Source organism: Paraburkholderia youngii, from assembly GCF_013366925.1.
In the GTDB taxonomy this organism is placed as follows: domain Bacteria; phylum Pseudomonadota; class Gammaproteobacteria; order Burkholderiales; family Burkholderiaceae; genus Paraburkholderia; species Paraburkholderia youngii.
Genome location: NZ_JAALDK010000001.1, coordinates 2,496,241 through 2,520,246, shown reverse-complemented (window position 1 = coordinate 2,520,246; position 24,006 = coordinate 2,496,241). Strand labels below are relative to the sequence as shown.

Below are 24,006 nucleotides of genomic sequence, written 5' to 3'. Positions count from 1 at the left end.
GCATTGCACCCGAATCGTGTTGTTTTTCCCGATCGCGCACGACGTATCGCCCACGCACGCGTACGGATTACCGCATCCAGGGCGGGCTTTATGGAAAACCCCGATGCCTGCATCGTCCTAGAACATCGTTGCGGAAGCGTGCCGCCGGTATCGTGGATTCGGGCGACGTTGCCTGTGTCGCATAGAGACATCCCAGGAGGAGACATGCATTACGCACATTCATGGACCGCGCAGAGCGCGCAACCGCAAGCGCAAGCGCGCAGCTTGCTGCGACGCGCGATCGCCGCATCGGCGCTCGGCAATGCAACCGAGTGGTTCGACTACGGTATCTACGCCTATGGCCTCAGTTACATTTCGGCCGCGTTGTTCCCCGGCAGCACTTCACAGGCTACGTTATTCGCACTCGCGACGTTCGCCATTTCGTTTCTCGTGCGTCCGTTAGGCGGCCTGTTCTGGGGGCCGCTCGGCGATCGACTCGGCCGCAAGCACGTGCTCGCTTTGACGATCATCCTGATGTCGGTCGCAACGCTGCTGGTCGGACTCGTGCCGACTTACGCAAGCATTGGCTGGTGGGCGCCGACGATCCTCGTCGTGCTGCGAATGATCCAGGGCTTTTCGACGGGTGGCGAATATGGCGGCGCGGCGACTTTCATGGCCGAATACGCGCCCGACAAGAAGCGCGGCTTTTGCGGCAGCTTCCTCGAATTCGCGACGCTGTCGGGCTTCTCGCTCGGCGCGTTTCTGATGCTCGGCTGCTCGGTCGCGCTCGGCAACACGGCGATGCATGCATGGGGATGGCGTTTGCCGTTTCTGATTGCGGCGCCGCTCGGCCTGATCGGATTCTATCTGCGCTCCAAGCTCGAAGACACGCCGGTCTTTCGCGAGCTCGAAGAAACGATGCATAAGGAGCAGCATAGCTGCGTCACGCTGAAGGCATTGCTGAGCGACTATTGGCGACCGCTGATCCAGCTCGGCGGACTCGTGGTTGCTTTGAATGTCGTCAACTACGTGCTGCTCGCCTATATGCCGACCTTCATGCAGAAGCAGCTTGGCATGAGCGACAACATGTCCCTGCTCGTGCCGCTGATCGGCATGCTCGCGATGATGGTGTTCCTGCCGTTTGCGGGCACGTTCTCGGATCGCGTCGGACGCAAGAACGTGTGGTGGTTTTCGCTGGTTGGCCTGTTCGTCGCGGCGATTCCGATGTTCCTGCTGATGAAGCTCAGCGTGACCGGTGCGTTCATCGGCTTTGCGGTGCTCGGGCTTTTGTACGTGCCGCAATTGGCCAGCATCTCGGCGATGTTCCCCGCGATGTTCCCGACCCAGGTCCGTTACGCGGGGATGGCGATTGCGTATAACTTGTCGACGTCGATTTTCGGCGGCACGGCGCCGATGGCGAACGAATGGCTGGTCGCGCATACGGGCAATGCGCTGGTGCCCGCTTACTACATGATGGCGGCGTGCGTCGTTGGTGCGATTGCGCTGGTCTTCGTGCCTGAAACGCGCGGGTGTTCGTTGCGCGGGCAAGGCATTCCGGGGAAGCAGGAAGTGGTTGGTTGAGGTGACATGGCGTGGCCGACCGCATATCGATGCCGTTCGGCCGCGCGTGTTCGATTGAGTGTTTATTTCAGCTGGCTTTCCGCGAGCCTCGACTTCAGCAGTTCATATTTCTCCCGCGACGTATCCGCGAACGCCGCCTCACGACTCGAACGCGTATCGTCGAATGGAATCGGCTCGGCAAACTGGCTGACGGTCAGATCCCATCTCTTGCCGTCGATCAGGTTGTAGAAGTGCGTGCCGCCGGACGTACGCGTCGTCAGAATCTCGCCACCGAAGCAGTCCTGCACGATCAGAGACGTCACGCTGCAATGATTCTGCGCCGGATTCGTCGACAACCACGCGTGGGTCGGGCTCGACGTATCGCCGGCCCACACACGTGCAAGGGCGCGGTAAAGATCGATGGGCGTCGCAAAGGTCTTCGAAACGGCTGGCGTCTGTGCTTCCTGCGTCATGGCGGCAATCCTTCGTTCGATGAGCGGATAAGGTCGTGGAAAACAAAAAGCCCCGTCGTTGCCGGCGGGGCTTTCTGGCGCATGCCGCTGCGAACGATGTCTAGCGGCGTATGCGTATGCGAGTCCCCACAGGCAGTCCCACGCGGGTATGCGCATGATGATGCTTTGCGATCGAGTGGGTCGTGAGGGCTTGCATAGTGAGCGAGTGTGCCTTCGATCGCGTGACGCGTCAACGAATCATCGATAACTGCGTGGCGCTGATCGTGATTACGACTTCGTGCCGCTCAGAATCGCGAGGCTCGGGCAGTAATGTGTCGCGCTCAAATACGCGGCCTGCTGCGAACGCACGCCTGCACTGTTCGACGTCGGCGGATCGATGAACACCTGCGCGTTGTTCGATCCCGCCGGTGCGGTCAGCGTCATCGTCACTTTCCACCAGTTGCCGGCTTTCACCGCGCTCAGCGCCGTCGCTTGTCCCGCGCCCCACGTGCCGCGCACGATCGCGCCGGTGTTCGTGTTCAGCACCCAGCCGAACTCGGTGCCGCTCGGGTCGTCGGTCTGGATCGAGCCGCCGGGGAATACTGTTGCGTTGGTGGTGGCGAGCACATAGTCGGTGAACGTGTACGACTGGCCGCCCTGTACCCGGATCACTTCGTGGATGTTCGACACGGACGAACCATTCGTGCTCGTGACCGTCGCGGCGCCAAGATTGACGCCGGAGATGTCGGTGGCGGGCACGGCAGTGCCGCCGTTCGACTGGAACCACGCATCCGGCGTCGCGAGACTACGCGGCGAATTGATCAGGTTGTTCGCGTAGCAGGCCGACGCGGCCGCGTCGGCCGGCGGTCCGTAGAAGCTTGCGATGCTCGACTGGATCGCGTTGTCGGTCGTATCGGACGTCGCCTTGGTGATGATCGCGCCTTCGAAGAACTGGATCGGCGCGGCGCTGCCGTCGCCGCCTTCGCCGAGCGACAGACCGCCTTGCCATTGGCCGTTGAATGCGTGACCGGCATCGTTGCCGAAGATCAGCGCTTCAGGCGGCGCCTGATCGTACAGCGCTGTCAACACGCTTTGCGAAGCGGAACCGCCTTTGACCGCGAATAGATTCAGCGCGTTGACCGGCGAGTACTTCGACAGCACCGTGACGAACTTCTCTTCCGCCGGCTGCTGCGGGCCGTACAGATAGACGCCGGCTTCGGCATCCACACCCGGCCAGTTCGTATCGAGTGCATTGCACACCGGGTCCTTCACGTTCGACGGCTGAATCGAGTCGCCGTCGCAATAGCCGAATACGGCCGCGTTGCCGTTCGAGAACGCGAGCGCGAACATTTCGCCTTCGATTTCGCCGTGCGCATAGGTGCTCGGATTCGCGCTGCTTTCCATGTTGCCGTAGGTGCCGCAGCAGGTCGACGATTGGCTGTAGTGCGCGCCAGCGACCATGTACTCGGCGATTTCGCTATCGCCGATCGACTGGTTCACCGTCCCGAAGCGTTTGCGGTAGGCCTGCCCGGCGAGCGTGCCGAGAGCCGCAATCTGGACACCGTTCGTCGTGACGAATCCGAGCTTGGCCGGTGTGCCGGGCAGCGCTGGCAAGTCGTTGCCGATCGTCAGTTGCTGCGTCGGCGTCTGTGCGGTCAACGCGGTCGGCGGCTGAAGCAGCTGCACGGTCAGGGTGCCGGAGGTGCCGGGCAGCGTGATCGTCGCGAAGCCGTTGAGCACCGGAACCGTGGTCGTTTTGCTGCCGTTCTTGACGCTTAGCGATTCGGTGCCGTCCTGGTTCAGCGTCAGCGTCGCGGGGACATTACCGAACGCGCCGTTCTTCAGCGGCGCGACCAGATCGATCTGGTCGTAGATGTAGGTAACCGAACAGGTCGTGTTGTCGCAGAAGGATTGCGCGCTCTGCACATTCGCCGAGCCGACCAGCGAGCGGTCGCCGCCCTTCAGCGTGCTGTTGGTGTACGGATAGACGTCGAGCGTCGTGTTGTCGGACGCGCGTTGAATCTGGAACAGCGGGCCCGTGTAGTTCTTCGTCAGCAGCCGGGTCACGCTGTGCGCGGCGGAGCAGGGCGTGTTGGCGGTTGCGGCGGCGTCGCAGGGCAGCGGCGGAGTCGTCGAGTTGTTGTTCGCCGATGCGTTCGAATTCGATTGCGATGCGTTGCTGGATACCGCGGCGTTCGAGGTGGCCGCGTTCGCCACCGGCGATGTCGATACGCCGCTATTGTCGCCATTACACGCGGCGAGTCCGACGACCATCGCCAGCCAGACCGCCACTAATCTTATTCTTCTGGACATCATGACCTCCTCCTGTTGAACCGCTGATCGATTGGAAATACCTATTGTTGGTTGCTCCGCAAGACGGCCGCTGGGGCTGGCGGCTAACGCCGGCAGGTAATAATATTAGTCAACAATATCGATTTGCCGGCATGGGGTAATCCCGCATGCGGGCCTTAGGAGAATGAAGGAGTCAAAGCTGGATGTGGAGTACGCATTCCGCATACATGCGGGGCTTTACGGAATTATTACTAATATTTTGGCCGGTGCGACACCCACGGCATGCTGCCGCGATGACGTGATTGCGAGCGCCGTGGCGAATCAGCGCGACGCCGTGAAGCGAGGGGAATAGAAATGAAAGTGACGCGCGGCGAATCAGAGCTTCAACCGCACATGGCTTGCGCCGATGTACTTCAACGCAATTCAACCACCGGACAGAATCGTGTCCTCGATTTCATAGCGTTCGTTGCCGACCGAAATCAGATTGATGCCGGCGTGTTTGCGCGTCAGCGTGTCGCCGGGCGTCGGCTGATCGTTCACGGACGCAGCGGTGCCCATCACACGGCCGTTGACGGCGAAGAAAATCGCTCGCGTCGTGCCGTCCGGCCAATACACCACGACCGTTGTCGATCGATCGCTGTGATGCACGACGCCGAACTTGCACATCGTTCTGGTCTGTCCGTTGCCCCGCTCGCATGGCAGTGTGCCGCTCGCGCTGATCGGCGATTCGTTTCCGGGCGCGTGACCATTCTGCGAACTAGTCTGAGCGCCTTCCGTCGAAATGGAAATCAGCGTCACGCCATCCGCTTCGCCGACCACGCGCGCGCGCCGCTGGTGCTCGACGATCGCACGCACGGCGGCGCTGTCGCGAGGACCTGGGCAACCGACCAGCATCGCCATATGGTCCAGATAGTTCGCGGTCGCGGCCGACTCGCCGAGCCGCCGGCAGACATCGCCCGAGTGCGGATAGCCATCGCCGAGCACGACGAACGAGGCGGGCCATTTGAACGGCCTCTCCGTGCCAGCGGCCTGCGCGGAAGTCGAGGCGCCGCCGCTACCGAAAGCCATCGCTGCCATTGCGGCATACAGCGCCAAAGCGAAACACCGGGTTGCGCGTCGCATCGATGTTCTCCTCGGCATGCTCAGGTTCGAGCCGCACCGGCCGCCAACGCGGCCTGCGCCCGCTGCAGCCACTCGCGATTGTGTTCGCGCGCGTGACGCGGCCAATGTTTGGCGTCCTGCACGATTTCCGCGTAGAGGGCACCGGCGCGGCGGCGGTCCGCGTCTTCCGGTTGCGCGGCGAGCCAGTCGGCGAACAGGCAGCGCGCCGCGACGTCGGTTGCGCAGGTCAGCGAGTGTTCGAATGCGGCGCGCGCACCGGGCGCGCTCAGCGCGGCCAGCGTGCGCGCGTACAGCAGCGCCGGCTCGCCCTGATTGCGCGCGTGCGGATTGACCGAGAACAGATTTGCCAACGTCGTATCGGCGGCCGTGTAGTTGCCGAGCGCGAACTGTGAGCGCGCAAGACCTAGCAGTAGCGCGGGATCGTTTGCAAAGGGACCATTCGCCGCGGCCTGGAAATGTTCGAGTGCTTCGCGCGGATTGCCGGCCGCGAGCAAGGCCTCGCCGAGCCGCATCCGATGCTGCACGGTCGGCGCGCGCTCGAAAGCGGCGCGCGCTTCACGCAGCGCGCGATTCGGATCGACGAATTGCGTGATCGCCTGCGTGGCCACTCGCGCGCCGCGCGTATGGCGCAGACCCGGCAGATAGATCGCGAAGAAGTACACGACGCTGCCGAGGAGCGGAAAGGCAAACAGAATGAATAGCCAGTAGATGCCCTGGTTATTGCGCATCGCGTGGATGGCGAAGAAGATCGCAATGAAAACGTGAAGACCAATTCCAAAGAAGTAGGGCATATCGATTCAACCTTCGAGCATGAGGAAAAGCGACGAAACCGTAGCGCTCGGAATGGTAGCGGATGCGCGGCACCTTCAGTTCGCCGAGCGTCAACGAGTCCCAGGTCTTGCCGCCAAACAGTAGCACGAGCGGGCTGCGTCGGTGCTTGTCCATGCCGGGGTGCGGCGGCCGCCCTCGCGCTCAGTGCACGTTCAGACGCAGGTGGTGAGCAGCAGCGCGGGCCCGAACGTGATCACGGTCGCGACCAGCGCCGCGATCAGGGTCCAGACGACGACGGTATGCACGAACGAGCTGATACGTTCGGGCCCAGGGTCGCGGGTCGCGGCGCGATAGCGCCATAGCCAGCCGATTGCGACCAAATGCAGCAGCAGAATGATCGCGAGACTCGCGCGCAGCGGGCCGGCCGGCCACGCGAACGCGCAGCCAATTGCATGCAGCGCATACAGGATCACGAACGCGAGACACCAGATCGTGAAGCCGACGGCGAGCCACCACAACCGACGCGGCGAAAGCGGACGCGCGCTCATGGTCTCGCTCCCAGCATGGCGACGAGGCTCGGCAACGCGAGCACGAGTCCGAGCGCGATGACGCCCGTCGCCAGCGTGTAATCGATCCACAAGCGCGTAAGGCGCAGATCGGTCAGGCGTCGCGCGGAAACGAAGCCCGCGCCGACACGCAGCACGTTGCTGATCAGGAACAGCAGCCCGACGCCCGCGTGAACCGCGATATACGTGAGCAGCGCCGCCGCCGTCGCGCCGAGCGCATGCTCGCGCGGATTCGGTGTCACGCCGTCGATCAGCATCACGCAGGCGACCAGCGCAATGATCAGCGCGATCGCGCAGAGCCCGATCGTGCCGTGCGGTTTGCGCTCGGCGGCGGCCGCGCGCAACGAGCCACGCGTGGCGGCTGCGGCCACCGCGAGCGCGACGGCCGCGACGAGCGCGAGCAGACGGTTCGGATGCGGCGCGACCGCAGCCGGCCAGTTCGGCGCGGCGATCCACAGATAGAACGTGCCGAAGACCAGCGACGTGAACAGCGTGCCGTCCGCGACCAGCGCGCAGATCATCGAAAGCCATGACGGCGCACCGGCCACCTCGGTATGCGGCGGCACGCTGACGCCGCGGCCGACCGGCAGCGCGCCGTAATCGCGCGCGTGCCCCGCGCTCTGGCCCGCGTAGATGAAGAGACCAAACGTCGCGAACGCGAATGCGACCGACAGCAGATAGAACTTGAACAGCATCGCGAGCACCGCCGCGGCCGTCACGAGTGCAGTGACGAGCGGCAGATACGTCGAGTTCGGCAGCACGATCAGCTGTTCGGCCTCGCCCGAAGTCATATGCACGCCTAGCGCCTCCTGCCAGCCGTTGCGCGTGAAGCCGAGGTAGCCGTCGCCGCGTGCGAGCGAGGTCGCCAGCTGGCCCGGGGACACCTTTTCGGTTTCGGCGTCGATGTGCGGGATCGACGCGAATGCGTACGGCGCGGGCGGAATCGGCATCGCCCATTCGAGGGTGGTCGATTGCCACGGGTTGCGCCGCACGCGTTGGCCGAAACGCAATTGCACGATGATGTCGATCACGACGAGCGCGAAGCCGATCGTCATCACGAAGCTGCCCACCGACGACAGCAGATTGAGCCCGTTCCAGCCTTCGTCGCCGCTATACGTGAAGACGCGTCGCGGCATGCCGAGCAGGCCGGTCAGGTGCATCATGAAGAACGTCATGTTGAAGCCGATGAACACGAGCCAGAACGCCGGCACGGAAAGCTTATGCACGGCGGTGCGCCCGGTCAGCAGCGGCAGCCAGTAATAGAACGCGGCGAGCATCGGAAACGCCAGCGCGCCGGCCACCACGTAGTGCATGTGCGCGACGACGAAGTAGGTGTCGTGCGCTTGCCAGTCGAACGGCACGATCGCGAGCATCACGCCTGTGAGCCCGCCGCATGTGAACACGAAGAAGAAGCCGAAGATGTACAGCATCGGCACATCCCAGCGCGGGCGGCCGTGCGACAGCGTGGCGAGCCACGCGAAGAACTGGATCGCGGTGGGCACCGCGACGATCGCCGAGCCCGCCGAGAAGAACGCGAGCGCCAGATGCGGAATGCCCACCGTGAACATATGGTGCACCCAGATGCCGAAGCTCAGGAACGCGAGCGCGATGATCGCGACGACGATCGCGCGATAGCCGATCAGGCGGCGTCGCGCGAACACGGGAATCATCGTCGACAGCACGCCGGCCATCGGCAGGAAGATGATGTAGACGTCCGGGTGGCCGAATAGCCAGAACAGGTGCTGCCATAGCAGCGGATCGCCGCCGCGCGTCGGATCGAAGAACGGCAGGTTGAACGCGCGCTCCACCTCGAGCAGGATCGAGCCGAGGATCAGCGGCGGAAACGCGACGATCATCATCATCGCGGTGACGAGGATGTACCACGCGAAGATCGGCATCCGATCGAGCGACATGCCCGGCGCCCGCATCTTCAGGATCGAAACGACGATTTCCATCGCGAGCGACAATGCCGAAATCTCGACGAACGTGATGCCGAGCAGCCAGACGTCGGCGTTCAGTCCGGGCGTGTACACGTTGGAGCTGAGCGGCGTGTACATGAACCAGCCGCCGTCGGGCGCGCTGCGCAGAATCAGCGCCACGGTCAGGATCGTGCCGCCGAACAGATAGCACCAGTAGCCGTAAGCCGTCAGGCGCGGAAACGCGAAGTCGCGCGTGCCGAGAATCTTCGGCGTCAGATAGACCGCGAAGCTTTCGACCATCGGGATCGCGAACAGGAACAGCATCATCGATCCATGCATCGTGAAGACCTGGTTATAGGTCTCGACATCCATGAAGGCCGCATGCGGTGTCGCGAGTTGCACGCGCGTAAGCATGCCGAGAATCCCGGCGATCGCGAAGAACACGAACGACGTGATCATCATGCGCATGCCGAGAACCGTATGATTGACCGCGGCGAGCTTCTGTACGCCCGGCCCGGTGTCCCAGATCGCGGCAAGCTGGCGATGCAGCCGCAGCGCGGTGATGCCCTGTGATGGCGGCTCGACGGGCACACTCATTTCTTCACCTCCCCGTTGGCGGCGGCGCTTTTGACAGCAGCCGGAAAATCTTCCGGACGATCGACGATCACGGTGAAGTGCATCCCCGCGTGACCGATGCCGCAAAACTCGTTGCATTGTCCGGCGTACCGGCCGGGCTCGTCGGCCTCGATGCGCAGCAGGTTGTGGTGGCCCGGCACCGCGTCGATCTTGCCCGCGAAGCGCGGAATCCAGAACGCGTGCACGACGTCCATGCTGGTCACGACGATGTCGACCGGCGTGCGCGCGGGCAGATGCAGCACGCTGTCGGTTTCGACGTTGCCCAGTTCCGGGTAGCGGAAGGTCCATCGCCATTGCTGCGCGATCGCCTCGATGCGCGCGGGCGCGTGCGCGCGCAACGGCAACAGCAACTCGCCCGCGTATAGCGCATAGCAGATCAACGGGATCAGGATCACCGCGGGCAGCACGAGACCGCCGAGCGCGATCCAGCGCGCGGATGACACATGCGAGCCCCAGCCGGGCCGGAACACCGTCAGCAGAAACAGTACGAGCACCATCGCGAACAGGATCGCGGCGCCGGCCAGCATCACCCACCATAGCCCGGCGATCGATGCGGCGGCCGGACCCGACGGCTCGAGCGTCGACAGCGGCCCGCTGCAGCCGGACAACGCGGCGAGCGATGCGGCTTGGACCGCCGGACGCAAGCAGCTATGATGGTTTGCAGCACCAGACATTCGATGCGAGGGCACACCACCATGGCAAACAAACGTAATCCTGGAAATGAGACGCGAAGCGAAGTGATGCTTGAGCTGTTGCGGCTCGACAAGGGCTCGGCGGTGGCGCTCGTCGGTCATCCGATTCACGTGATGATGGTGCATTTCCCGATCGCGTTCGTCGTCGCGACGTTGGGCGTCGACGTGATCTACTGGTGGACGGGCGACCCGTTCTGGGTTCGCGCCGGCTTGTGGGCCGCCGGCTTCGCGTTCTGGAGCGGCGTGGCCGCGAGCGTGGTCGGTACCGCGGAACTGCTGCTGGTGCGCGGCATCCGCCTGAAGGAAGCAAGCTGGTCGCATGCGGTCGCCGCGATGACGCTCGTCGCGCTCGCGGGAGCGAACTGGGGTGTGCGTCTTTACTACCCCGATGAGATCCTGCCGCATGGGCTCTTGCTGTCGGTGCTCAGCTCGGTAATGACGGGCTTCGCCGGCTGGCATGGGGGCAAGCTCGTGTTCGATCATGGCGTGGGGATTCTCGTTTCGCCAAAGGAGTGATGCAGCCATCGGCCAAGTCCGCCGGGCTCGAACAGATGCGGGGCCAGCAGGTTCGAGTCGATGTGGGGCTTGGCCAGCACGATCCAGATGATCGCGACGATCACAACCAGATAAGCGATGGTCAGCGCGATCGCCGAGGCACGGCTGAAGCGGCCGTCGGGCAGATACAGATCGTGCAGTACGAGGCCGGCCAGTACGTGCAGCATCGCCATGATGCCGACGAACACCATCTTCGCGGTGAACCATTCGACGAAGGTGGCCTGCAGAAAAATCAGCGCGGTGCCGCTCGCAATCGCGACGAAAGCGGCGGGCGAAGTCAGTTCCACGAACACGAGACGCGTGATGCGATGCAGCCGGTCGAGCTCGCTGCCGGCCGCGAGCCCGCGACGCTGCCAGAACAGATACGGCAGCACGAGCAAACCACCCGACCAGATCGCGATCGCGGCCAGATGAACGAACTTCAGAAGGGTCGTCACAGCGCGGGCTCTCTGACGCGCAGGCTTGACCAGACGAGCCAAAGTCCTGCCGCGAGATAAGGGATCATCGCCAGTACCCACATCAACAGCCCGGCGAGTTGCTGGTCGGCGAGCGGCGTAAGTCCCCACGCGGCGGTGGTCGCGAAGTGCGCGACGTAGAGCGGCACCGGCGCGAACACGATCAACGCGCCGAGCAAACCCATATGGCCGATCGTCGCGACCAGCGCCATCAGCGCGGGGCCGGTCGGCAGCGACGGCGAGAAGATGCTGCGCCACATGAGCCATGCACTGCCAAGCAAAGTGACCTGCATCAGCCAGTAGCCGGGTACGCTCGACAGTCCCCACGCATAGGGCCCCGGTGCATGCCACAGCCAGATGATCACGGCATGCGCTGCGACCACGGGTACAAGCGGCGGATACGCGAGGCGCGGCAACGGAAACGCAAGGGTGAGCAGTGGAGCTACTGCAGCGATCAACATGACGTGATGAGTGACGCGCGCGGAGAACAATGCCGAGGACAACGCGCAAAGCGGCGACACGAACACGAGGGCCATCAGCGCGACGGCGCCCCATCCCGCCCGTGCATTCGCCGAGCGGCCGCTGGCCACGACCCATGCGAACGCCGCGAGCGCGACCAGCAATGGCGGATCGGTATTCCAGCGCAACCACAAGCTCTCGGGGACAGCCGCGGGACCACAGTAGGCGACAGGAAAATATGGCATGGCGCGATGTCTTCAACGAGTCCAGGTGCTTCTTTAGTACACGCAAGCAAAAGCGTGACAGATAACACCTTTGAAATGTCGGGACGGCTCACGATCCAACTGATCGCTTGTGTACTCTAGCGCAAATAAGCTGTTTAGGGACGGCTATCTGACTCGTGTAAGTTTTGCGTGACAGAATGTTTTCAATTTGTCGCTCGCACTCTTTTTTGCCAGCGGGATAAGCGCTGATGTATTGGCGGCGATAAGATTGCAATGGTGCGGCGCAATACTTCAGGCGCGGCCTGCCCAGCATACTATGATGAAATCATGTGACGGAGGCCCGCCATGTTTCATGATCCCATTCGAATTCCCGCAATCATCGAATTGTCATTGCTTGCGATCGTGCTGATTGTTGTCAGCATCCTGCGCGTCAGGCAGCAAAGGGAGCGGGCGCGAAATCGGGCAATGGCGGAGCAGCGACGGTCTGATAAAACGCGAATGTAATATTCGCTTTTACTGCATCTTTTAATGCTTCTCTATTCAGATATGTTGCTGGTCTTTGCCACTTCTATTGACGGTTTTTCGGCGTGGCATGCAGCCACGCCGATCGAGTTATAGCGCTGGACGCTCCAGTCGGACCCACTGCTGCACGCTAGCGCGCTGCCATTGTTGTGTGGCGTAGTCGTTGAGCTTGTGCGGAACGGGATCCCCATTCAGCACGAGGCGATTGAGCATCAATGCGAGGTCCATATCGGCGATGCACCACTCGCCGAACAGATTTGGCGAATTGGCTGGAAGCAATGCATCGGCGGCGGCGAAGAGTTTTTGAGCCGCTTCCTGTGCGCGCGACGAAAGCGGGCCGCCGCTCGATCCGTAGAAAATGACTTCGGTGGAACGCTCTTCGCGAATCGGCAGCAGATCGCTGCGCAGCCAGGCTTGCACCTGGCGCGCTCGTGCGCGCAGACGCCGATCTTGCGGATAGACCGGAGTGTCCGGGAAAGTGTCTTCGAGGTACTCGGTGATCGCCGAGGACTCCGATAGCGCAAAGTCTTCGTGTATCAGCGTCGGCACGCGCTGCGTCATTGAAAGGGCCGCGTAGTCGGCGGCGAGATTTGCTTTGCTCGCAAGATCGATGGTCGAAAGGTCGAACGGCAAGCGCTTCTCGCGCCGCGTCACGAAGACGGACATCGCGTAGGGGCTCGCGAATTGGGTGTCGGTGTACAGGTGGAGGCGGTCTTGTGGCATACGGGCTCCGTTTCGTTAGTCAACGATGTCGAGATTGGAATACTAACCGCCCGTTGCATGCCGTGCGGCCTTTCACCAGTGCGGATTGGCCATCTCGCAGGCCAGCAGGCAGCCTAATGCCGACACGGTGCCGACTGCGCCGAGACCAAAACCTACAGCAAGATTTTCCGCCGTCGTTGCGCAACCCTGCAGCATGGATAGCGACGTCAGCAGCGACGCGAGAAGAAGACGATACCGAAGTCGCGAAGAATGTGTGCGTCGTGGTGACATGGTGTGTTCGCAGTGGAGGGCGCTCTTTCAGCGCATCAGCGCGCGAGCATAGCGGCCCACCATTTGCCGCATTCCCCGGAGTAGCGGCCCACTAACGTCAAACCTTACTAGCTGTTGCGAGACGACGGGCAGCGTTTGAATCGGTCGTCGGGGTGCGTTACTGCGTGAGACCACATCGTTTCTTCCTCCGGTATCTCAGCCGCCGAACAAAATCACGCGAGGGGCTTCAAAAAAAATTTTTAGCTGATACAATGGCGCCCCTCTGCCCAGGTGGCGAAATTGGTAGACGCACTATCTTGAGGGGGTAGCGCCGAAAGGCGTGTGGGTTCAAATCCCGCCCTGGGCACCAAAGTATATTCCGGCAAGTTCCGGAGAAATACGGAAACCCGCGACAGCACAAGGCTTCGCGGGTTTTTTTGTTTCCTGCATTGTGCGGTGAAGTGCTGGGACAGCCAGCGCAATTGGTGGCATTTTTGGTGGTATCGGCTGAATTTCTGCTGTGATAGTGCAGGAGATACCACCATGCCGCTCACCGACACACAGGTGCGGACCGCACGTTACAACCCAGAGGGCGCCGGCAATCGGTTGTCCGATGGTGGTCGCATGTACCTCCAGCTGGACAAGTCTGGCGCCAAATACTGGCGTATGAATTACCGGTTCGCGGGCAAGGACAAAACACTCGCTCTCGGCGTTTATCCGGATGTGTCATTGGCTGCGGCACGGAAGAAGCGCGACGAGGTCTGTGCGAGACTAGCTGCGGGCATGGACCCAAGTGCGGTAAAAAGGCTGATAAGCGTGCAGCCCGACTCGCAGCAGGCAATACGTTTGAAGCGATTGCATTGGCATGGATGCAAGAACGTAAATCCTACGTAGAACCTCACCAGCATGAGAACACGCTCGCGCGTTTCAAGAACGATGCGTTCCCGTGGCTCGGCAAACGTCCCATTTCCGAGATTGATGCCCCAGAGATTCTTGAGACTCTGAAACGCGTCGATAGCCGCGGCGCGCGCTATACCGCCCATCGCTTGCGCGGAGAAATTAGCCGAGTCTTTCGATATGCGATCAAAGAGAACTTCTGCAAGTCGGACCCAGCCCGCGATCTTGTTGGGGCTATTCCACCCGCGCAAACAACCCACTTCGCGTCGATCATTGAACCGGACAAAGTAGGTGAAATGCTGCGCGCGTTCGACGGCTTTAGCGGCACATTTCCGGTTTTCTGCGCGCTCAGACTTGCTCCGATGCTGTTCGTCCGGCCTGGCGAGCTTCGTAAGGCAGAATGGAGCCACATAAATCTGGACCGCGCCGAATGGCGCTATGCGGTGACGAAAACTGATACGGCTCATCTTGTACCGCTCGCTGCACAGGCCGTCGCTATCTTGCGGGAACTCAAGGCGTTGACCGGCAATGGTTTATACGTGTTCCCGGGCGCGCGCGATCGCAAGCGTCCAATGAGTGAAGTCACAATCAACGCGACCAGCAAGGACAGCGAGGTGGTTGCCAATGCGCTCATCAAACATGCCTGCAAATTGCCGCAGGAACTCTCCAAATCGCTAACCTGTGATCGCGGCACGGAGATGACCAGCCACAAACGCTTTACTATTGCCACTGACATTGCGGTCTACTTCTGCGACCCCCAACATCCCTGGCAGCGTGGGTCGAACGAGAACACGAATGGACTGTTGAGGCAGTACTTCCCGAAAGGTACCGACCTGTCAGTGTATTCACAGGCCAAACTCAATGCTGTGGCAAGACGCCTCAATGAACGTCCGAGGAAGACACTGAACTACGGAACGCCAGCCGAGCGGTTTAACCAAACTATTGCATCGACCGGTTGAATCCGCCCCCCAGCAAACGGTCATTCGATTCGCGAAGCTGGACGTCGTTTCTCTCCACCGCTGCCATCGGTCCATCGTCCATCAACCGCTCGACGGCTGAATAGCAATAAGGTCCGTCGCCAGAACTAACGCGCAAGTCATGGTCCTAATATTCTACTGGCGTAAGCCGGACATGAATTGAAATCGTTCTCGATGACCCGGAAAAACGTCCCAGTAGCCGATATCGGGCGCGAAGATCGAGGATGGGGCCGCATCACGCAATGCCCCCTTAAGAGCCAGCTGTGCCTTAGAAGAAAATCCTCCAAGCACAAAACATAGTGAGCCATCGGGTATGAATCCGGCCAGGACCTTGGTAATTGGAAATTCGGGCTCTGGTAAAGGCTGGCTCTCCGAGCAGCTCGCCGCTTCGCACGGTGACAACTGGGTTGGTCTTGACCTGTTCAACTGGGAGCCAAGTGGTTACAACACCGCCCGCAAGCGAGAAGATGTGATCGCGATGGCACGAGCCGCAACCGCCGAAGATCGTTGTGTAATCGAAGGAATCTATGGTTGGATCGTCTCCGAGATTCTGTCCGCTGGGACAGCGTTGATCTGGATAGATGTGGATGAATCTGAATGCGTGTCTGCGTGTCCACATTCGCCAACGCGGAGTGCGGCGCGGAGACGGCGGATGCCGCGAGACCGGTCATGAGCATGCGGTTGCGACCCAGCTGATCGGACCAGTTTCCTATCGTCAGCAACGCGCCGAGCACGCCGACCGCATAGCTCGCGAAGATCACTGTGATGGTCGCCGGACTAAAGCCGAAGGCGGTCTGGTAATCATGATAGATCGCCGTCGGCAGCGTCGTGCCTGCCATGTTGATCATGAACACCAGCGCGACTGCGAGATAGGCCTGCATGCGACGTCAATACCAATTAGAGAAAGTTGTACATCTATCAGCACACTTTGTGCACGAATTTTCGCATGCTGCCAGATCATTCGTCAGCGCTTAAGTGCGGGATCGACGACGGCCAGCAGGCGCTCGTATCGGCAATTAGGTCTGCGTCCAAAGAGGTTGCGAAGCTAGTCATCCGGCTCATGTCATCAGAGTCGTCGATCTTGATCCTCGCAGGCCCAAGAACTGCACTTCAATCCGATCCGAGCTCTATCTCCTCAAAGTCGCTGACACGATCCTGTTCTTGTATATTCCCGGTCCGTTCCCCCGTTTATTGGTGGTGCTTTGTGAAGCCAGGGGCGAGCGCTCTCGAACGCAGCGGCCGCGCGGAAAATTTCCGTCTCACAGCCGGTTTTGGCGACCATTTGCAGCCCTACGGGAAGGCCACTGGCTGTAAAGCCGACTGGGATTGACGCAGCGGGCTGACCGGTCAGGTTGAACGGATAGGTGTAGTACTGCCACGTGCAAAGGTTCCGTCCCTGCGACTGTCCGGGGACGTCAATGCCAATGTCGAACGCCGGTATGGGAACAGTAGGTGACAGCAGAAGGTCGAAAGGTTCAAATACGGTTCGAACCCTTTCGCGGAATTCGTAGCGCTCGAAAACACGTCCGTAATACTGCAACAGGCTCTGTTCAAGAGCGTTGTCGAGCACACCGGCTACTCCTTTGTCCAGTAGTTCTCGGGACTCAAGAAGCGTGCCATGCAAACGCGTTCCTACCCCGGCATAGAATTCTGCCGTCCATATGTCAGCCGGGTCTTCTCCGATTCCAGTCTCTAGAAGGACTACTTCACAACCCATATCCTCGAACGTGCGGACCGCGGTTTCGGCGATTTTCTCTACTTCGGCGTCAGCCCTTGCGTAGCCAAGAGTTGGACTCCACGCGATGCGCATACCTTCCACGGGTTGTTGGCACGCGCCCAGGAAATCCGGAACTGCACCCTGCTGCGAAAACGGATCGCGGGGGTCTCCGCCGGCAATGACAGACAGCAGCAACGCTGCGTCCCGAACGGTTCTGGCAAGGGGGCCGACATGGCCTAATGTGGGCGTTGCCGACACAGGAAACACCGGTACACGCGCAAACTGAGGCTTGATTCCGAAAACTCCGCAAAATGAAGCGGGGGTGCGAATCGAGCCGCCGCCGTCCGTACCCAAGGCAAACGGAGTAATGCCGGCAGCGACGCTCGATGCGGCGCCACAGCTGGAGCCTCCGGGAGTCCTGGTCAGATTCCAGGGGTTTCGGGTAATCCCCGTGAGGGGCGAGTCCCCAACGGCTTTGCACCCGAACTCGCTGGTTGTCGTCTTGCCAACGATACAGGCTCCAGCCGCCTTTATCCGCTCAACTGAAGGAGCGTCGCCGCCGGCGACATTCTCTGCCATTACCCTCGAACCAAAGGTTTGACAAACCTCGCCGACAGCGATTAGATCCTTCACCGAGACCGGGAGTCCGTGCAGCGGCCTGAGCGACTCACCTCTCATGACGGCCTGTTCAGCGCGTCGAGCGCTTTCGAAGGCAAGTTCCGGCGTGAACGTTGTGAAGCAGTTTAACCGTGGCTCAAGCGCGTCGATGCGCTCATAAACATCCTTCAACAGCTCGACAGGCGAGATCCGCTTCTTCGCGATTGCATCGCGCATGTCGAGCGCGGTGGCGAAATCGAATGAGTACATTCTCAAAAACCTTCTTGCCTAGACCATGACCACGCCGTGCTTCACGACGTCGGGGTTATTTGCGATGCAGGCCCTAAAACCTGCAATGATCCCATCCCGTTCGAGGTGCTTTCCGATTACGACGAGGCGAGTCTCTGATAGGCCTCGAGGCCACGCTTCCGCGTACGTAAGGGGGCTGAAGACATTCTGAACACCCTGCAAGATGATGGGACGGTCCGCGCCAGAGAACTTGATCAACCCCTTGACTCGATAAAGATTCGTACCGTAGGTCTGTGTCAGTTGTGTCAAAAATGCGAGAAACTTTTCGTGATCAACTGCATCAGGCTCACGAAAACTTACGGACGACACATCAGCATGGGGATGTGGTTCCTCGTGGCAGTGGTGATGTTTCCCAGAAGCGCACAAGGTACAGGGCTCGCTCTCGGACGTGCCTTCCGATTCACTCCCCATACCGATCCAGTCCGTGACTGATTGTTCCCGTGTGCTCGGATCAAATAAGCCGAGATCGAGCAATTCGGCGGCAGGCACGTCGCCGAAAAGGACAGTAGTCTTTGCTGCGATCGGATTCAGTGCCTGTACCAGCGAGACTGCGGAGTGGTATTGGTCGCTATCAACCAGGTCACGCTTATTGAATATGATCTTGTCTGCAAGTGCAATTTGCCGCTCAGCCTCTGGCGCGTTCTCCAGCTGACCTTCCACATGCCTTAGATCGACCAGCGTCACGATGGCGTCCAGGCGGTATGTAAGATTCAGCGACATATCCGTGTAGAAAGCTTGCGCAAGCGGCAGAGGATTTGCAACCCCTGTGGTCTCGATAAGCACGCGATCGAACTGAATTTTGGGCTCAGCAAGTCCCGCTTTTCGCATATATAGCTTGTACAGCGACTCAATGAGGTCATCCTTGCTGGAACAACAAATGCATCCGTTACTCAGCTCCAACATGTCCTCTGACGCGCGGCTGATCAGGTCGCCGTCGATGCCGATTTCCCCGAACTCGTTCACGATGACCGCGATTTTCTTGGAGTCGGGGTTCGACAGGATGCGGTTCACCAAGGTGGTTTTTCCTGCGCCGAGAAAACCTGTAAGAAGCGTGATGGGGATGCGTTGATCGTTGTCAGCGGAGGCGTTCATGGTGTGGCCTGCTCGATTGCGTGGAGGTGCGGCCGGGAACCCGTATCCGATTCCCGCCGGGTTGCTGGGTACACCAGCTGACAAGGTCAGTCGTTGAGGACAGCCCAGGCGCGGACAGGCGAGCCGCTTCCGTTTTGGATCTTAAGCGGCGGCCCGTAGAACATGAACTCACCTTTACCGACCAGTTCCTCGAGATTGACCAGCCATTCGTAATGAGTAATTCCCCGGTCGCGACATACGCGATGGCTTGGAAACAGGTTATGCGACGGTTTGTCCGTGGACGGCCCCTCCACTCCATGCAACCTGGAGCCGCGATCCGCAAGCCAATGGGTTGCTTCAGCGGTAAGACCTGGGTTGCTCCATACGACCTTCAGGTCTGGATAGTGTCGCTTGTGAAGACCGGTATTCATCAGCACAATGTGGCCGTCAATCTTCACCCCTGCCTTCTCCTCACCTTCTTCAAGATCTCTGACGTCGATGTCACCAAGATCAGGGATGTGCGTCATGTCCAGGCAGACCGCTTTCCCCATGAACATCGACAGAGGCATCTCGTCGACTGGTTGGCCCTTCGGGTTCGTGTGATAAAAAGCGTCGACGTGCGTTGCGATGTGATCCAAGGTGCTGATGAAGGTCGTTGCGAAGGTCATCGGGTCCTCCGGCACGCCCAGGCCCAACGAGAGCGACTTCTCATGAGTGAGGTGAGGCGCAATGATTGGCCGCTGAAAGAGCTTGTGTGCGGGCATGTTGTCCGCCAGGGTCAACGTCAGGTCTACGATTCGTTGCGGCATGGTAAGTCTCCTAATATCTGTTTCTCGAAGTGAACCGGGTGGTAGGCGTAGCGGTGAGCACCTGCTGCACGACAAATCCGCAATACGGACAACGGCTAAAGATAACCACCCGTCTCGCGGTCGTCAGGCATTGGGTAGCGCTCTCTGGCATGCCCTCAAATCTTCGCTTAATCAATGCTGTCCCTTCGATACAACCATAACCTCCCAAATCTCCTGGAACAACGGGGCGCCCGCAAAAATGAGTCCGCCATGCGGACTATTAGGGTGTAGGATAATCACTTTGGTGGGCACGTTACGACATGGATATTGAAACCGAGAGCCAATCGTCAGCGACGAGCAAAGGTTCGGGAACACAGAGCATCGAACGCGCAGCTCGGATCTTGCGAGAGATCGCATCATTCAGCGTGCACGGGTTGCGCTTATCGGACCTGGCCACTCAACTGAAGCTGGAGCGCCCGACGATCCACCGGATCTTGAGTTGTCTGGTGAGGGAAGGGCTGGTCATGCAGCACCCGCAAACGCGCCGGTATTTGCTCGGCCACGGCTTGTACGAACTCGGCCTGACTGCTGCAACGCAGTTCAAATTGCAGGCGATCTGTGAGCCGTCGTTGAAGCGGCTCGCCCAGTCGACCGGGGACGTCGCGTTCTTGACCATTCGTAGCGGCTCGGACGCCATTTCGATCGCGAGAGTTGAGGGCGGCGGACCCGTGACTGTACCTGCCATACAGATCGGCGTGCATCGACCGCTGGGGGTGGGCGCAGGCAGTCTCGCGCTGCTAATGCTTCTCCCGGATGACGAGATTTCCCGTATTTGCCATGCAAACGCAAAGCGACTCTTCACCTATGGCGGGTTGTCGGTGCCATCATTGCTCAAGATCGTGAAGCATTGTCAGGACGTCGGGTACGCAACGCACGACAGCAGTCTGATCCCCGGTCTCAGCGGAGTGGGCACCGTGATTCGGGACAGCGGTGGCGCTCCACTCGCCGCGCTTAGCGTAACCGCACTTGCAGGCAGCTTGTCGCAGGCCCGGCAGCAAGAACTCGTTTCACTTCTCCGCACTGAGTCGCGCGTCATCCAGAACCTCGTGCACCAGGCTAACCTCGACACCACGGATTTGCGCGGACGCGTCTAATTTGAACGACGTTTGGTCCAGGTAGGTGGTCTGGCTGGCCCGAAGCACTCGGCCCGGTGAGACCATCGCCATCAGTTCCGGACAATGTGGGGATGTGGCAGATGGGAGTTGTATCGGCTGGGTGACTCGTCACGGGCGGCGGAGTCTTGTAGCGGGGGGCAAATGCAGGCGCACGGTTGTTAGGTCTCGCGCGCCTGCCGTTGAGGTCGATCTGGTTTATTCGATTACAACGCCATAGCGGCCGCTTTCCTGCGCCTCCACCAGGCTCGGTTCGGGCACTGCCTCGCTCCAGGTATGCTCTTCCGGATCAACGTGACGCGTCGCGAAGATCAGCAAACCGGAGAGGAAGCAGGGAACCGCGCCGAAGAACAGGCCTGCGTGAAGCCAGTCGCTTCCCGAGCTAAGCGCCGCCGTAATACCAAGGCCGGCCAAAATTGCGCCAATCGGCCCCATCGCATGGACAATTGCGCTGCCAGTGCCACGAATTGCGGTCGGATAGCTTTCGCCGATGAAGAACAGGGCAGCGGCGTACGGGCCGTTCAGGAAGAACAGGCCGAGGCTGTAGAGACCGACCACGACGTAGAGGTCGTGCGGGCCATACAGCATCCCCGCGAACGCGAAGCCGCCAAGCATCCATCCCAGCGCCAGAGTGTTTCGCCGGCCAATCTTGTCGCCAATGAAGCCGTGCGAAAGGTAACCGATGTACCCGACCACGTTCGACAGGACGAGAATCAGCAGCGAGTTCTCGAACGAAACGTTGTGGACTTGCGTCAAAACCGTCGTGCCGAGCACGCCGAAGACCTGGATCGCGGACCAGTTCAAGAGAAAGCCGCCGCCGAGAACCAGCGTTGGACGGAGCGACTCGCCGCGGAAGGCCGCCCAGATACCAGCCGAGGAATGTTGCTCGTAGTCAATTCCGTGACGCGCTGCGATCTTGCGGGCAGCTTCTTCCTCACCACAGTCACGAAGATGCTTCACGTGCTTGTGCACCAGGAACTGCGGGCTCTCCTTCAAACGTCGCGTCATGAAGAAAATGACTATTGCAGGGAAAGTCGCGAAGACGAAGCAGCCTTGCCAGCCTATCCTCGGCAACAGCAAAGCCGTGAGGCCAGCGGCGACGAGCGCTCCGATCGGCCATCCACCCTGTACCAGGCTATAGATGAAGCCCTTGCGCTTGTTCAGTCGCGCGTCGTTGGCCGCAGTGTAAAGTTCGTTCAAATACGTCGCATTGACCGTCTCTTCCGCATACCCGAGACCAGAGAGCGAGCGAATAAGAATCAGGGGCCAGCGCCCGAGAGATCCGCCAACCACAGTGAGCCCGGAGCAGACTGCAGCGCCGGCGACGGTGAACAGGAGGCTGTTCTTGCGTCCCGCCTTATCGAGAATCGGTCCGATTACAAACGCGATCAGCGCGGTTCCGGCGGCAACCAAGGTTGCTATTTCGGCTTGCTCCGCAGCGTCCCACTTGTAGTGGGCTCCAATTTCTGGAAGGAGCGTGCCAAACAGGATGAAATCATAGACTGCGAATACCCACGCGAAGAAAGCGACGACGGTGGCTCGCTTTACATCACTCGGCAGTATCGAATCGACCCGAAAGTCATTTGGGCTTTTGAACTTGGCCATTTTGAACTAATCCTTAGCCTCACGGCATAAATAATCCTGTATTCAGTTTAAAGAAGGACAACTGAATAACATGTTTGGTCATTCATTTGGATTGGTGAGTGGGCTTAGCTTGAGCGCAGATAGCGCCTGAACTACGGCCAGCTGTCAGATCATGTAGTCGCCGCCATTTGGATTGATGGTGGCGCCGAGGAAGTAGGATCCGGCTTCGGAAGCAAGCAATACGGCAGCAGGCGCGATTTCGTCGACGGAAGCTGCTCGTCCGATCGGCAATTCCGCGAGCTTGGCGCGTCGGAACGTTTCGGGAAGACTGCGGAACAGTTCCGTGTCGACCGGTCCAGGACAGATCGCGTTCGCAGTGATTCCCTGGTCAGCCACCTCATACGCGAGCGAGCGGGTAAAGCCAATTACGCCAGCCTTCGCTGCGGCATAGTGGGCAAGTTCCTTCGCACCTTTATGTGCAAGCTGAGAGCTGATGTTGATGATTCGGCCGTGCTCGCGCTGGCGCATACCAGGAAGGACAGCTCGCGTACATAGGAAGACACTGCGCAGGTTAATCAGCATCATTCTGTCCCACATATCCGTGGGCATATCGGCGACGAGCGATGCGGACTCGATACCCGCGTTGTTGACCAGAATGTCAATGCGGCCGAGCGCGGCGATTGCGGTATCGACCGCAGCGTTCACCTGCGACTCTTCGCCAACATCGGCGGAGACAGCAACGCCTCTCACCCCGAGGTCGCGAATACGTGCTGCGGTGTGCTCTGCGTCTACCTTTAGGCGATCAAGTACGGCGACGTCTGCGCCTTCCTTCGCGAAGGCCAGGGCGATGGCTTGCCCGATTCCGCGCGCAGCGCCTGTTACCAAAGCCGTCTTACCAGTTAGGGTGCTCATGATTTCCTCCAAACGTGATTATGAGCGGTTGAATTGATTAATGGCTTTGGATGGCCAAGCCGCCATCGACCATAATCGTCTGTCCGGTGAGATACCGGGCTTTGTCCGAAACCATGAACGTAATGACATCCGCCATGTCTTCCGGCTCACCGACACGGCCGAGCGGAACTGATGCCGACACAGCATTGAGGCCCGATTCTCCTTTCGAGTGCTGCTCAGACAGCGCCTGCGCGGTACGAATAAACCCGGGCGCGAGGCCGTTGACGCGGATCCCGTGACGTCCTAGTTCGAAGGCAAGGCCACGCACCAGACCGACTACACCCGCTTTTGCCGCCGAGTAGTGTGCATGTTCATCCCATCCGTAGGCGATGCCCATGATGGACGACACAGCAACGATGCTCCCTGATTTCTTCTGCTTCATGCCCGGCAGCGCTGCACGAATGATGCGGAAGACGCCTTTCAGGTCAATATCCATCGTGAGATCCCACTTCTCGTTTAAGCGGATGGAATTCAGCCCGTCCCCCGGCTAACCGAATCTCCGCCGTTACCGCTTCTCCTTCTGCCTGTAGAACGTCGGTGACGATCACCCTGTAGTTCAACGCACCGAATGCCTTCGCGGTGGCTCGTCCGATCCCGATTCCGGCGCCGGTGATCAGAACCACGTTTTGATCCTGGGTACTCATTTGGAATCCTCATTACAAGGGAGTTTGATTGGGCAATTTCTGACCGCAACCTTGAGATTGGGGCCGGGAATGTAACGGTGTGTCGGCTTGGTCGGTCACGTTCTTACGTGAGTTCCACTATAG

The 24,006-nt window shown here is 60.2% G+C and carries 23 protein-coding genes, 1 tRNA gene and 2 pseudogenes; 8 read left to right on the top strand and 18 right to left on the bottom strand.

Annotation, left to right across the window (positions count from 1 at the left end; genetic code table 11):
* The first annotated feature begins 204 nt into the window (after positions 1 to 204).
* On the top strand, positions 205 to 1,560 hold the full coding sequence (locus G5S42_RS11725; protein ID WP_176106886.1) for an MFS transporter: 1,356 nt from the start codon (positions 205 to 207) through the stop codon (positions 1,558 to 1,560).
* Positions 1,561 to 1,622: 62 nt separating this feature from the next.
* Here the strand turns inward: G5S42_RS11725 and G5S42_RS11720 are convergent, their stop codons facing one another.
* Together G5S42_RS11720 and G5S42_RS11715 are read right to left on the bottom strand one after the other, a co-directional pair.
* Positions 1,623 to 2,012 (bottom strand): YunG family protein, encoded by a 390-nt coding sequence (locus G5S42_RS11720; protein ID WP_176106885.1) that lies wholly within the window; start codon positions 2,010 to 2,012, stop codon positions 1,623 to 1,625.
* Positions 2,013 to 2,279: 267 nt separating this feature from the next.
* Positions 2,280 to 4,058, bottom strand: coding sequence for an arabinofuranosidase catalytic domain-containing protein (locus tag G5S42_RS11715; protein ID WP_312883558.1), 1,779 nt, complete (start codon positions 4,056 to 4,058; stop codon positions 2,280 to 2,282).
* Positions 4,059 to 4,080: 22 nt separating this feature from the next.
* Here G5S42_RS11715 and G5S42_RS44265 point away from each other — a divergent pair, with 22 nt between their 5' ends.
* Positions 4,081 to 4,323: a hypothetical protein gene (locus G5S42_RS44265; RefSeq protein WP_246391957.1), complete on the top strand. Its 243-nt coding sequence runs from the start codon at positions 4,081 to 4,083 to the stop codon at positions 4,321 to 4,323.
* Positions 4,324 to 4,706: 383 nt separating this feature from the next.
* Here the strand turns inward: G5S42_RS44265 and G5S42_RS11710 are convergent, their stop codons facing one another.
* The 5 genes from G5S42_RS11710 to coxB all read right to left on the bottom strand — a co-directional run bounded on the left by G5S42_RS11710 (position 4,707) and on the right by coxB (position 9,941).
* A complete protein-coding gene (locus G5S42_RS11710; RefSeq protein WP_176106883.1) occupies positions 4,707 to 5,405 on the bottom strand; it encodes a hypothetical protein in 699 nt (232 codons plus the stop codon).
* 20 nt (positions 5,406 to 5,425) lie between these two features.
* Entirely contained in the window at positions 5,426 to 6,196 is a 771-nt protein-coding gene (locus tag G5S42_RS11705; RefSeq protein ID WP_176106882.1) for a tetratricopeptide repeat protein, read from the bottom strand.
* A 192-nt stretch (positions 6,197 to 6,388) separates the two neighbouring features.
* Complete coding sequence (locus tag G5S42_RS11700; RefSeq protein ID WP_176106881.1) at positions 6,389 to 6,724, bottom strand: hypothetical protein; 336 nt, start codon at positions 6,722 to 6,724, stop codon at positions 6,389 to 6,391.
* Positions 6,721 to 9,258: a cytochrome c oxidase subunit I gene (gene ctaD / locus G5S42_RS11695; RefSeq protein WP_176106880.1), complete on the bottom strand. Its 2,538-nt coding sequence runs from the start codon at positions 9,256 to 9,258 to the stop codon at positions 6,721 to 6,723. The genes G5S42_RS11700 and ctaD overlap by 4 nt, the downstream gene beginning before the upstream one ends.
* A complete protein-coding gene (coxB, locus tag G5S42_RS11690; protein WP_176106879.1) occupies positions 9,255 to 9,941 on the bottom strand; it encodes a cytochrome c oxidase subunit II in 687 nt (228 codons plus the stop codon). The genes ctaD and coxB overlap by 4 nt, the downstream gene beginning before the upstream one ends.
* 96 nt (positions 9,942 to 10,037) lie before the next feature.
* On the opposite strand from coxB, the gene G5S42_RS11685 reads away from it, so the two are divergent.
* Entirely contained in the window at positions 10,038 to 10,505 is a 468-nt protein-coding gene (locus G5S42_RS11685; protein WP_246391955.1) for a DUF2231 domain-containing protein, read from the top strand.
* On the opposite strand, the gene G5S42_RS11680 is transcribed toward G5S42_RS11685, so the two are convergent.
* Both G5S42_RS11680 and G5S42_RS11675 read right to left on the bottom strand, forming a co-directional pair.
* The gene (locus tag G5S42_RS11680; protein WP_176106877.1) at positions 10,469 to 10,981 is read right to left on the bottom strand and encodes a HemJ family protein; all 513 of its coding nucleotides are present in this window, start codon (positions 10,979 to 10,981) and stop codon (positions 10,469 to 10,471) included. The genes G5S42_RS11685 and G5S42_RS11680 overlap by 37 nt on opposite strands.
* Positions 10,978 to 11,703 (bottom strand): cytochrome c oxidase assembly protein, encoded by a 726-nt coding sequence (locus G5S42_RS11675; RefSeq protein WP_246391953.1) that lies wholly within the window; start codon positions 11,701 to 11,703, stop codon positions 10,978 to 10,980. Before G5S42_RS11675 ends, G5S42_RS11680 begins: the two co-directional genes overlap by 4 nt.
* 324 nt (positions 11,704 to 12,027) lie before the next feature.
* Here G5S42_RS11675 and G5S42_RS11670 point away from each other — a divergent pair, with 324 nt between their 5' ends.
* Positions 12,028 to 12,186: a hypothetical protein gene (locus tag G5S42_RS11670; RefSeq protein WP_176106876.1), complete on the top strand. Its 159-nt coding sequence runs from the start codon at positions 12,028 to 12,030 to the stop codon at positions 12,184 to 12,186.
* 108 nt (positions 12,187 to 12,294) lie between these two features.
* Here G5S42_RS11670 and yfcF read toward each other — a convergent pair whose 3' ends face one another.
* On the bottom strand, positions 12,295 to 12,927 hold the full coding sequence (yfcF, locus tag G5S42_RS11665; RefSeq protein WP_176106875.1) for a glutathione transferase: 633 nt from the start codon (positions 12,925 to 12,927) through the stop codon (positions 12,295 to 12,297).
* Positions 12,928 to 13,461: 534 nt separating this feature from the next.
* On the opposite strand from yfcF, the gene G5S42_RS11660 reads away from it, so the two are divergent.
* The 3 genes and pseudogenes from G5S42_RS11660 to G5S42_RS11650 all read left to right on the top strand — a co-directional run.
* Positions 13,462 to 13,546: transfer RNA gene (locus G5S42_RS11660), tRNA-Leu, on the top strand.
* Between the two features lie 173 nt (positions 13,547 to 13,719).
* Positions 13,720 to 14,669 (top strand): annotated as a pseudogene (locus G5S42_RS11655) (tyrosine-type recombinase/integrase); the annotation flags it as partial.
* A gap of 9 nt (positions 14,670 to 14,678) precedes the next feature.
* Positions 14,679 to 15,032, top strand: a pseudogene (locus G5S42_RS11650) (IS30 family transposase); the annotation flags it as partial.
* A 440-nt stretch (positions 15,033 to 15,472) separates the two neighbouring features.
* On the opposite strand, the gene G5S42_RS11645 reads toward G5S42_RS11650, so the two are convergent.
* The 4 genes from G5S42_RS11645 to G5S42_RS11630 all read right to left on the bottom strand — a co-directional run bounded on the left by G5S42_RS11645 (position 15,473) and on the right by G5S42_RS11630 (position 19,553).
* Positions 15,473 to 15,931: an MFS transporter gene (locus tag G5S42_RS11645; protein WP_176106874.1), complete on the bottom strand. Its 459-nt coding sequence runs from the start codon at positions 15,929 to 15,931 to the stop codon at positions 15,473 to 15,475.
* A 254-nt stretch (positions 15,932 to 16,185) separates the two neighbouring features.
* Positions 16,186 to 17,634, bottom strand: coding sequence for an amidase (locus G5S42_RS11640; protein WP_176106873.1), 1,449 nt, complete (start codon positions 17,632 to 17,634; stop codon positions 16,186 to 16,188).
* An 18-nt stretch (positions 17,635 to 17,652) separates the two neighbouring features.
* On the bottom strand, positions 17,653 to 18,765 hold the full coding sequence (locus tag G5S42_RS11635) for a CobW family GTP-binding protein (protein WP_176106872.1): 1,113 nt from the start codon (positions 18,763 to 18,765) through the stop codon (positions 17,653 to 17,655).
* Positions 18,766 to 18,851: 86 nt separating this feature from the next.
* The gene (locus G5S42_RS11630; RefSeq protein WP_176106871.1) at positions 18,852 to 19,553 is read right to left on the bottom strand and encodes a cyclase family protein; all 702 of its coding nucleotides are present in this window, start codon (positions 19,551 to 19,553) and stop codon (positions 18,852 to 18,854) included.
* Positions 19,554 to 19,852: 299 nt separating this feature from the next.
* Between G5S42_RS11630 and G5S42_RS11625 the strand changes: the two genes are divergently transcribed.
* Positions 19,853 to 20,686, top strand: a complete 834-nt coding sequence (locus G5S42_RS11625; protein ID WP_176106870.1) for an IclR family transcriptional regulator — start codon at positions 19,853 to 19,855, stop codon at positions 20,684 to 20,686.
* A 216-nt stretch (positions 20,687 to 20,902) separates the two neighbouring features.
* Here G5S42_RS11625 and G5S42_RS11620 read toward each other — a convergent pair whose 3' ends face one another.
* From G5S42_RS11620 to G5S42_RS45140, 4 genes are all read right to left on the bottom strand, one after another.
* On the bottom strand, positions 20,903 to 22,309 hold the full coding sequence (locus tag G5S42_RS11620; RefSeq protein ID WP_176106869.1) for an MFS transporter: 1,407 nt from the start codon (positions 22,307 to 22,309) through the stop codon (positions 20,903 to 20,905).
* Between the two features lie 144 nt (positions 22,310 to 22,453).
* On the bottom strand, positions 22,454 to 23,200 hold the full coding sequence (locus tag G5S42_RS11615; RefSeq protein WP_176106868.1) for an SDR family NAD(P)-dependent oxidoreductase: 747 nt from the start codon (positions 23,198 to 23,200) through the stop codon (positions 22,454 to 22,456).
* A 37-nt stretch (positions 23,201 to 23,237) separates the two neighbouring features.
* Positions 23,238 to 23,675: an SDR family NAD(P)-dependent oxidoreductase gene (locus tag G5S42_RS11610; protein WP_217709885.1), complete on the bottom strand. Its 438-nt coding sequence runs from the start codon at positions 23,673 to 23,675 to the stop codon at positions 23,238 to 23,240.
* The gene (locus G5S42_RS45140) at positions 23,665 to 23,883 is read right to left on the bottom strand and encodes an SDR family NAD(P)-dependent oxidoreductase (RefSeq protein WP_217709884.1); all 219 of its coding nucleotides are present in this window, start codon (positions 23,881 to 23,883) and stop codon (positions 23,665 to 23,667) included. The genes G5S42_RS11610 and G5S42_RS45140 overlap by 11 nt, the downstream gene beginning before the upstream one ends.
* Between the last annotated feature and the right edge of the window lie 123 nt (positions 23,884 to 24,006).